The sequence below is a fragment of the Sphingomonas sp. PP-F2F-A104-K0414 genome (assembly GCF_004340945.1).
GTDB lineage: Bacteria > Pseudomonadota > Alphaproteobacteria > Sphingomonadales > Sphingomonadaceae > Sphingomonas.
Genome location: NZ_SLYD01000001.1, coordinates 924,423 through 933,402, shown reverse-complemented (window position 1 = coordinate 933,402; position 8,980 = coordinate 924,423). Strand labels below are relative to the sequence as shown.

At 63.4% G+C, this 8,980-nt stretch carries 9 protein-coding genes; 4 read left to right on the top strand and 5 right to left on the bottom strand.

All coding sequences use genetic code 11. The features are described from left to right. The 5 genes from C8J46_RS04140 to C8J46_RS04115 all read right to left on the bottom strand — a co-directional run. The coding region (locus tag C8J46_RS04140) for a transposase (protein WP_132735216.1) at positions 1 to 197 on the bottom strand (197 nt) is incomplete at its 3' end. Between the two features lie 56 nt (positions 198 to 253). Further along, complete coding sequence (locus tag C8J46_RS04135; RefSeq protein ID WP_132735214.1) at positions 254 to 457, bottom strand: hypothetical protein; 204 nt, start codon at positions 455 to 457, stop codon at positions 254 to 256. A 134-nt stretch (positions 458 to 591) separates the two neighbouring features. Next, entirely contained in the window at positions 592 to 1,359 is a 768-nt protein-coding gene (locus tag C8J46_RS04130) for a TnsA endonuclease N-terminal domain-containing protein (RefSeq protein WP_132735212.1), read from the bottom strand. A 1,164-nt stretch (positions 1,360 to 2,523) separates the two neighbouring features. After that, on the bottom strand, positions 2,524 to 3,054 hold the full coding sequence (locus tag C8J46_RS04120; RefSeq protein ID WP_132735208.1) for an ImmA/IrrE family metallo-endopeptidase: 531 nt from the start codon (positions 3,052 to 3,054) through the stop codon (positions 2,524 to 2,526). Next, entirely contained in the window at positions 3,054 to 3,392 is a 339-nt protein-coding gene (locus C8J46_RS04115) for a helix-turn-helix transcriptional regulator (protein ID WP_165886445.1), read from the bottom strand. The genes C8J46_RS04120 and C8J46_RS04115 overlap by 1 nt, the downstream gene beginning before the upstream one ends. A gap of 178 nt (positions 3,393 to 3,570) precedes the next feature. On the opposite strand from C8J46_RS04115, the gene C8J46_RS04110 reads away from it, so the two are divergent. The 4 genes from C8J46_RS04110 to C8J46_RS04095 all read left to right on the top strand — a co-directional run bounded on the left by C8J46_RS04110 (position 3,571) and on the right by C8J46_RS04095 (position 8,950). After that, the gene (locus tag C8J46_RS04110) at positions 3,571 to 3,831 is read left to right on the top strand and encodes a DUF1883 domain-containing protein (protein ID WP_132735204.1); all 261 of its coding nucleotides are present in this window, start codon (positions 3,571 to 3,573) and stop codon (positions 3,829 to 3,831) included. A 114-nt stretch (positions 3,832 to 3,945) separates the two neighbouring features. Beyond that, a complete protein-coding gene (locus C8J46_RS04105; RefSeq protein ID WP_207894083.1) occupies positions 3,946 to 5,073 on the top strand; it encodes a hypothetical protein in 1,128 nt (375 codons plus the stop codon). A gap of 2 nt (positions 5,074 to 5,075) precedes the next feature. Beyond that, positions 5,076 to 7,391, top strand: coding sequence for a ThiF family adenylyltransferase (locus C8J46_RS04100; RefSeq protein WP_132735200.1), 2,316 nt, complete (start codon positions 5,076 to 5,078; stop codon positions 7,389 to 7,391). Next, a complete protein-coding gene (locus C8J46_RS04095) occupies positions 7,388 to 8,950 on the top strand; it encodes a hypothetical protein (protein ID WP_132735198.1) in 1,563 nt (520 codons plus the stop codon). Before C8J46_RS04100 ends, C8J46_RS04095 begins: the two co-directional genes overlap by 4 nt. Positions 8,951 to 8,980 lie beyond the last annotated feature (30 nt).

The window sequence follows — 8,980 nt, the reverse complement described above, 5'->3', positions numbered from 1 at the left end:
AGCCGGGCGTTCTCCTCCTCGAGCGCCCGCAGCCGCTTCGCATCGGACACCTCCAGACCGCCGAACTTGGCCTTCCAGGCGTAGTAGGTCGCGCTCGACATCCCGTGCCGTCGGCACAGATCCGTCACAACCGCGCCCGCTTCGGCCTCCTTCAGGATGCCGATGATCTGCTCTTCCGAAAACTGCTTCCGCTTCATCTGTCCGTCCCTTTCCGGGGTCGGACTCTAGCTTCAACTGGAGGAAAAAACGGGGGTCACGTCACAGCGTCGCCACAGTGCTGCATAAGCTGGAATTGTTCGACGGTCGGTAATTCGAGCGATCCGTCTCGTTGCTCGTACTTGAAGATCTCGCCCGTGATCAGGTGGGTGAGCTGGATCCGGCCGTGAGCATAGGCAGGATAATATTCAGCTCCGCGGACATCGACGACCGCGCCGGGTGAAAAGCGGATATACGCCATGAGATTCTATCCGTTCTGGCCGCGCCGGAGGGTGGCCGGCATCGAGATGATGCCGGCAACAAGCGCGGGTGGGATCAAAAATGGATTGTTGCCGGGCCTGCTGTGGACATCAGGTCCTGGGCAACTGCTACAGCTCAGTGAATGGTCACCGGCGTCGAATCCATCAGCGGACGGGTGAGGTCGAGTTCAATCCGACGGGCCACTGTTAGCGCCTGAAGCACTGCTTCGCCGGTGCGAAGGCACTGGGGGGCAATCGCGTTGGCTGTGCTGCCGAACGTCGCATCCATGCCTACCTGCCTTGCGTGAGCCTCCAGGTGCTCAACATGCTCCGGGAGGACCGTCACGAACCTACGCGAGCAAAACAGCGTGACGTTGCGACGGTGGACGAGGCTGTTCCAGATTTGATGACGGAAGACGATCCTGAACCGGATGCCATGCTCTTCGCAGACTTCGCGGACAGCCGCTAATTTCGCGCGGTATTCCGGGTCGGTAAAGTCTCGCTCGTCGCGTTTGATTTCGATGAGTGTGACCGTGCCATCGGATGCAAGCAGTTCGACATCGACGGTGTAGATCTGCTTTTTACCGTGCCGCGTGAATTCGAAGCGTACCGACTCCGATGCCACCCGTACCACGGGGAACTCGACCTCGGCGCGTGTTAGGAAATCGTACTGTGCCGCGCCTTGCCAGTGGAGGACGCGCCGTGCCTTACGGCTAGTGTACCAGCCATTCTCGTGGGCAAGCCCGCCGTTGAAGGTGCGCAGTGCGCCGCCGTCTTCGGCTCGGATCATCTGCACGTAATGCGCATCGCTGTGTCTGTCGCGAGTGAACCTGGGAGGTGGGCTGCCATTTTGGCTGAGCACTGGCTCGGGCACCTGATCGTCATCTGCGGCATCGAATTTCATCGATCGTTCCTTCCATCTCGCAATCGGATGCGATGGACGTGAGGGGGCATGATCCGGGACGGCCCCGAACCTTGACAGATTTCACGGAATGAAGGAGATCAGGGGTCGTAAGGTCTCTGATCTTTTATGGGCCTCGCTGGGTGCAACCGGCGGGGCCTTTTCACTTCCGTAGCTTGGGAATGTTTCCGCGCGTCAGCGCGACCATTTGCTACGACATCATTGTTCTCCTCCCGCTGGTTGCGGATAATGCGTGGGCCAGAGCTGGGCAGGCGTAAAGGCTGCCGCCGCCGCTATGGCCTCTTCGACTCGGCGCGAGCGCACGAGGCCTTTGGAAACTCTGGTGACGGTGCTGGGACTGACGCTTAGATCACGAGCGATCTGTGAGAGCGACGTGCCACGGCGTTCCAGCACCCATTTGATGTGTCCGTGCCAATTTTCGCCGCCCATTGCCTGCCTCACCGGGAAGTCATTTGCGCTAAGTCGCAAAGCCGTTTTTGCCCTCACGACTTGTATGCGATTCGAATCATAATTGAAGAGTTCCGTCAAGCTCTCTCAATCTATTGACGGCTATTGACAGACACCGCGACCTCGTAAGCGCGAGAATTTTGATTTGTCCGAGATTCAAAAAACTTTTTGGAGTTTCGGACATGCACACGTTTGGTCAGTACTTTCCCATCTTGGTATCAGAAGCATGGAGACGTGAAACATTCGTAAGATAATCCCGATCACCCACACGCTTAAATGCAGTTCCAACACGGCTATAAGGTAGTTGTTACTACCATTATTATTACTATTGCAGGACGGCGTCCATTCAAGGCGAAGGCGGGAGGTTCGATTGCGTAATAATGGTGGGAAGCGGCCCGTCCGCTTTCGGGTGCCGACCGGAAAACGCCGACGCTCGTTCAGTCGGCAAGGAGGGAGCCTCAAACGTCCGCGGATGCGTGGAAAATGGAATGGCCCCTTTTCAGTGTTGGGATGAGCTAATTCGCCTCTCGTTCAAGCGCTCGGAAGGCGAACCGCCTCTGCCAACGGTTTAATAGATGCAATGCACTTGCCACAGAGCGGCGCAGCATCAATCATCTGTCAGACTTGCGGAAACGTAGCCAAGCGTTTCGCGGGAGGCTTAGGTGGGCCAGCCTCCACTTCCGCGGCAGAAAACATTATCTAATCGGCTGGGTATCCCGTGGCGGCTCTTAAAAGCCGATAGCGCATGGCCGCCGCGCTCACCCTGAAGCGCCTGGCAAGGATGCCGATCTCGTCCTCGTCCTCGAAGTCTATGGTTCGTCCCGCTAGAGCCTGACGCAGGAGGTCCGTCGGTATGAGCAGCTCGGATGCGAAGGCGTTCGCCTCGACCTCGCGTTCGTCTACGCCCTGCGAGGACATCCAGTCCCGTCGGAGCGAGCCACGATCAAGATGCACGGCGTGCTCTAGTTCCTCGTGGTGAAGGCGATGATGCGCGAGCTCGTGGGCCAGGGTGAAGCGCTGCCGCACGGTCGAGTGGAGCGAGTTCACGCCGATCATCCTCACGCCTTCCGAGATGAACGCCATTCCCGAAAGGTCGCCATCGAAAGGCGTATAGGTCACCTGTATGCCGAGGCGGCGGGCTATTTTCTCCACCGGCACGGGTGCCGCGACGATCTTGAACTGCGCGATGAGGCCGAGAGCGTCCGCCCTCGCGGCCCGGGTGTTCGCCATCAGGCCCGCCGCCGGGCGCCACGTGCGCTCTCAAGCGCTATCCGGACCGCGTCGCGGACCTGGGCGGCCTGGATGGAATTGAGATCGGATCCAAGTGGGACGCTGGACGCCTTCCTCTGCGGGAACTCCAGTGGGATCAGTTCGGAGAGATCCCCGAGGTCGAGCGCGGACCCTAGCGCGTAGAGCTGTTCGAGCGTCACCCTCTGCCGACCTGCCTCGATGCTGGCGACCGTCGCGCGCGTGAAGTCGCTCCGGGCTGCCAGGGTCCCCTGGGTTATGCCGATCGCCTTTCGCCGCTCAGCGACACGGCGGCCGAGCGCCGCGTAGAGATCCTGCATTTCCATTCTTCCCTTGGATCCGACTCGTGGGTTGCAGTCAATCACCAATGTCAACCTCGGTCACAGGATTTGTGCACCACAGTCACACGCGAAATTTTTTAGATATTTTGCTTGACGTTTTGTGGATGGCTTCCCACTCTCCAGATCGTTCAGGGGGGACAAAGCCAGGGAGGCCGAAATGCAACACATCCATGCCCGCCAATATCTTCGCGGCGGCGCAGCCGTACGCATCGACTGCGATCATCAGTGCAACGTCCTTGTCATGGACGACCACAACTACAGCCTGTACCGCCACAACGCCTCGTACCGCTATCACGGCGGCTTCTACGAGCGGCTTCCCGCTTCCGTCGAGGTTCCCTCGACGGGGCACTGGAACGTGGTGATCGATCTTGCGGGTGGTCGAGCGAACATCCGGTACGACATCCGGTACTTCGAATAGTCTCGGCTCGCGCCATTTTGGAAGCAGGTCTGTCGAAGCCATCGTTCCAGGCCATGTGATGAAGTTCGATGGAATAGCCGGGGCCTGACAGGCGGCGCCCCTATGGAGACCACTGTGACCCAGCTCACCTTCTATCCCCTTGGCTGCGCCGACACGACCCTCGTGGAGTTCAAAGACGGCCGACGGATGCTCGTCGATTACGCGAACGTCGCCTCAAAGAATGCGGACGACAAGCGCTGCGATCTGCCGGCGGAACTCAAGTCTGACCTCAAGGCCGCGGGCCTCGACAGCTATGCGATCGTGGCGTTTACGCACCTGGACAACGACCACTGCTGCGGAGCGGGCGACTTCTTCTGGCTTCGGCATGCCTCCAAGTATCAGGGCGCAGGTCGGCACAAGGTCGACGAGATCTGGGTGCCGGCCTGCGCCATCACCGAGGAAGGGCTCGAGGACAGCGCCCGCGTCATCCGGCAGGAAGCGCGCCATCGGTTGAAGCAGGGCAGCGGGATCAAGGTCTTCTCGCGGCCCGAACGGCTCACCGACTGGCTGAAGTCCGAAGGACTGACCGTCGAGTCCCGCAGGGGCTGCTTCGTCGATGCAGGCAAGCTCGTCGACGGATACAATCTCGAAGGCGACGGCGTCGAGTTCTTCGCCCACTCGCCGCACGCCGTCCGGACGAACGATCGGGGTCTGGAGGACCGCAACGGCGACTCCATCGTCTTCCAGGCGCGCTTTCGCGTGGAGGGCGCGGATACCGACGTGATTTTCACCGGCGACATCGATCATGCTGTGATCGCCGAGATCATCGACATCACGCGTAAGCACGGCAACGGCGATCGGCTGCACTGGAACGTCTACCATCTGCCGCACCACTGTTCGTACAAGTCGATCGGCCCGGACAAGGGCGTCGACAAGACCAAGCCGATCGACCAGGTGAAGTGGCTCTGCGAGACGCAGGGTGAGGCGCGCGGCTACATCGTCTCGCCAAGCAAGCCGATCCCCTTCAAGGGGTCGGCCGAGGACCTCGACGTCCAGCCGCCGCATCGTCAGGCCGCGGCATACTACAAGGAGGACGTGCTCGAGGACGGCAGGAACCTGCTGGTCACGATGTCGGAACCCTCGTCGACCGGTCCGAAGCCCATCGTCGTGATGATCACGCGCGACGGTGCGGTTAAGGACACGTCGGGCGGCGGCGGCACCCGTGCGGCGGTCAGCGTGATCGCACCTCGCGCCGGCCGGTAAGCATGTTCGAGCGGTTCCTCGACGAGCTGTTTCCCGAGACGGTAAGAGCGAGCGCGCTCGTCCGGCGCGGCGCTGCCGCGCTTGCGTCTCTCTTGGCGTCCGCGCGGTACGACGGTGCCCGCCTCGTCCGCTGCGCGCGGCGACAGGATGGCGCGGAGCTGCTGTTCCTCGACGTCGACGTTCCGCTTGGGCAGCGCAGACCGGTCAACGACATCCGCACCACCGAACGCATTGCCGTCCTCTACCCGGGCGACGGCAGGCTGCCGATGGCCTACGTGCTGCGCGACGACTTTCCCGACGTGCCGCACCTCAACATCGCCCACGAAGGCGAGCCGAGGTCCCTCTGCCTGTTCGAGATGCCGGCCGACGAGGCGCTGCGCATCGCGACACCGTACGTGCTGCTCGAGCGTGTGCGCCACTGGCTGCGGGAGACGGCGCACGGACGTCTGCACGGCGAGGATCAGCCGCTCGATCCGCTGTTCGCCGGCAGCAGCCACACCGTCGTCCTGCCGCCGGACGGAGTACGGGAGGGCGGGATCCTCGTCGGCTTCCGCCGCAGCGACGACGACGGCTTTCCGATCCTGCTCGAGCGGGCACGTTCGGGCTCCGCAAGCAGCCGTGTCGGTACGGCGACGTTCGCCTGCCTCAGCATCGTCACGCCGCCGCTTGCGCACGGACGGATCCGCGCCCTTCCGCGGACCGTCGCCGACTTGATGGGGGTGTACGAGGCACTGGGCGTCGATCTGCGCGACCTTCTGCGCGAAGGGCTCACGGCCTGGGTCAAGGATTCTGCGCTCGCTCCGCTGCTCGAACGGCAGTGCCTGCTGCTGGTGACGACGCCGATCGAGCGGACGTCCGGTCAGGTCGAGGCGCTGGCCACGAAAGGCTTCTTCCTGGAGGCGAAGGCCGGCCAGCTCGGAGAGAGCCTGGGTGCCGTAGCCCGTAGCCCGGAGGGCAAGTTCGGCATGGTGCTGGTCGGCCGGCAGCATGACGAAGGCGCGCTGCGCACGATGCCGGTGAACGCCGTCGATATCCGGCACGGCTTCGACCGGGCGCTGGCGCGGGCCGCTTCGGGCTATGCCGAACTCGGCAACGTGACGAAGATCGCCCTAGTCGGCGCCGGCGCGCTTGGCTCGCAGGTCGCTCTGAACGCTGCGCGTGGCGGCATCGGCCAATGGACGATCATCGATCCGGACCATCTTCTTCCTCATAACCTCGCGCGGCACGCTCTCACCGCAGAGCACGTCGGAAGGCCCAAGGCCGAGGCTCTCGCCGAGGTGCTGGTCGATCTGCTCGGCACGGCCGCAGCCACGTCGTCGGTGGCCGACGTGCGGGACGGCGCCGCCGGCACCGGAGTCGGCGAAGCGGACATGGTGATCGACGCGTCGGCGTCGGTCCCCTGCGCGCGCTGGCTCGCCTGCACGTCCACGCATGGCAGCCCGACCTCGTCCGTTTTCCTCAGCCCATCGGGCGGCGATCTCGTCGTCCTGCGCGAGGCGGAAGGCCGTGCGGTCAGACTCGATCACCTCGAGATGCTCTTCTACTGGCTGCTGGTCACGGAGCCGGCTCTCCATGGACACCTGCGCGGCGGCGGTACAATCATGCCCTCAGGCGGATGTCGGAATCCGAGCGTGCAGCTGGCGCAGTCGGTCGTCGGCGCGCATGCCGCTCATGCCGTCCGCGAACTGTTCGACGCTCCCGCCGCCCCGGCCGGCAGCATGGTGATATGGCACGAGACCAAGGCTGGCGATCTGCGGGTCGAGGTGCCCGGCGAGCGCTTCGTGGAAGTCGTCATCGGCGGCTGGACGGTGGCGGTACGTGCATCGGTCGTCGCCGGCATACGTAGCGCACGGGCATCGGCGGGCGGCCTGGAAACGGGCGGAATCCTCGTCGGCGGCTGGGATCGGCAGCAGCGCAAGGCCTGGGTAGTGGCTCTCCTCGATCCGCCGCCCGACAGCGAGCATTCGCCGACCGGCTTCGTGCGTGGCCTCGTCGGCGTCCATCGGACGCTGGAACACATCGAGACGACGACCGCGGTGAACCTGACGTACGTAGGCGAGTGGCACACTCATCCGAGGGGCCACAGCAGCAGCCCGAGCGAGGACGACCGGCTGCTGATGCGCTGGATTGGCGATGCGGTCGCCTATTCCGACGTGCCGCCGGTGATGATGATCGGCGGCGAGGACGGCGTTCGGCTGATGCTGGAGACGGTCGGCTGCCATGCGCTTCTCGAGGTGCCGGGCGGCGGCGACGACGAGGGCGAAGGTGCCTCGCACGGCACCAGCGGCGGGACGCCGAAGCAAGGGGAAATACGATGACCGCGACATCCATCGAGCTCGAGATGTTCGAGGTTGGTCTCGGCAGCTCGATCTATGTTCGTCTGAAACGCTCCGACGGCGACGTGCGCATCCTCGCCGATGGCGGGGTCGATCGCGGATATGCTCACGATCACGTGCAGATAAAGCTGGATTCGCTGTTGCGCGAGGAAGGCGCGGAACGGATCGATCTGATCGTCGGCACCCACTATGACGAAGATCACCTGCGCGGCCTCGTGCCGATCGTCGCCAGCGGCATCGAGGTCGGCGAACTCTGGCTTCCGCCGGTCGCGGACGACGTGGCGGACGGGATCGGTGACGTGCGGCCACGTCGCTACGATATGCTCGGAGCGAAATTCGCTGCTGATCCAGAGTATGTAGGTAAGTACGTCGCCGCGAAGCGCGCGGTGATCGAGAGATGCCGTGAACTGGAGCATGCTCTTGGAGCCGAGCGTCGGGTCGGATGGTCGAGCCATTCCCCCGTTCGAGACGTCGGGTTCGCCGATGCGCAAGATGATCCCGTCGCCGCACTGCGCCTCGAACTCGGCGTCGAGGGAACGGATGCCTGTCATGAGGACGGGTGCGAGCACGTCGACGTTGCGGACGCGGTGACCGAGCCGAACGTAGGTATCGACCACGACTATCTCTTCTACGGGCGCTGGTCGTACTTCTCGGGAATGGGGTTCGTTGACCCGTCGTTCGGGCTTCTTGACTATGCGGAGATGCTCAGGTCGGCGGGAGAGAGTTCGCCGGCAGCCTATTCCGTCGCACGGATCAGGAGAGCCGCAGCGAAGGACGCCATCAACGCGACCGCGCTCGACGAGCTGGTCCAGGCCGCCGTCCGTCGCGGGATCGAGATCCGCTACCATCACATCCCGAAGGGACGCCCCGCGCCCTTCCGCTGGCATCCCTCGAGAAGGAGGTTTCTTCGCGGCCGGGCGTCGCACGCGGGTGCGACCGGCCTGATGCTGCTCGGCCCTTCCGATCATCTGATCCGCAAACATGCACATCGGCTGCCGATCGACGACCGCCTCGTTCTCGGACTGATCTCGCGCATCCCGGTGAAGTCGATCTCGCCCAGCAACCAGCTGAGCTACGTGGTGAGGGTCGATCATGCCGAGCAGCGGATCCTGATCTGCGGAGATACCGGCTTCAGCGACTTCATGGCCTCGCGCACTGTGGCGGAGCCGCTGCTGCTCGCCGAGTTGACGGGGCTCGACGTCGTCCAGGTCGCGCATCACGCGGGCAACAACCAGTGGTTCTACGGTGTCCTGATAGAGGCATGGCGTAGCCGCGCCGCGCCGCCTCCAGTCATGCTCGTATCACATGCGAAACGGGATCGGCACCGTCCTAATGATCAGTTCGCCGACTTCGTGGAGCACGTCGCGATGCCAGAAGGCGATCCCTTCGTTGTGTTCACGTCCACGCCCCAGCCGACGAAGGTCGCCGCCTTTAGGTGCAGTGTCATGCCTCCGCAGGGGACGGTAGGCGAGGTCGGTGACGTGCGGCTGGAGCTGACCGACGGTCGATGGACTCTCGCACGGCATGCTGTCCAGGTTTGACGATCGACGCCGAAAGCCACGCCACAGTAT

Coding starts and splice junctions, on each gene's coding strand:
- C8J46_RS04120 (WP_132735208.1), bottom strand. CDS start 3,054: ATGGCGAACACCCGGGCCGCGAGGGCGGACGCTCTCGGCCTCATCGCG.
- C8J46_RS04095 (WP_132735198.1), top strand. CDS start 7,388: ATGACCGCGACATCCATCGAGCTCGAGATGTTCGAGGTTGGTCTCGGC.
- C8J46_RS04110 (WP_132735204.1), top strand. CDS start 3,571: ATGCAACACATCCATGCCCGCCAATATCTTCGCGGCGGCGCAGCCGTA.
- C8J46_RS04135 (WP_132735214.1), bottom strand. CDS start 457: ATGGCGTATATCCGCTTTTCACCCGGCGCGGTCGTCGATGTCCGCGGA.
- C8J46_RS04115 (WP_165886445.1), bottom strand. CDS start 3,392: ATGCAGGATCTCTACGCGGCGCTCGGCCGCCGTGTCGCTGAGCGGCGA.
- C8J46_RS04130 (WP_132735212.1), bottom strand. CDS start 1,359: ATGAAATTCGATGCCGCAGATGACGATCAGGTGCCCGAGCCAGTGCTC.
- C8J46_RS04100 (WP_132735200.1), top strand. CDS start 5,076: ATGTTCGAGCGGTTCCTCGACGAGCTGTTTCCCGAGACGGTAAGAGCG.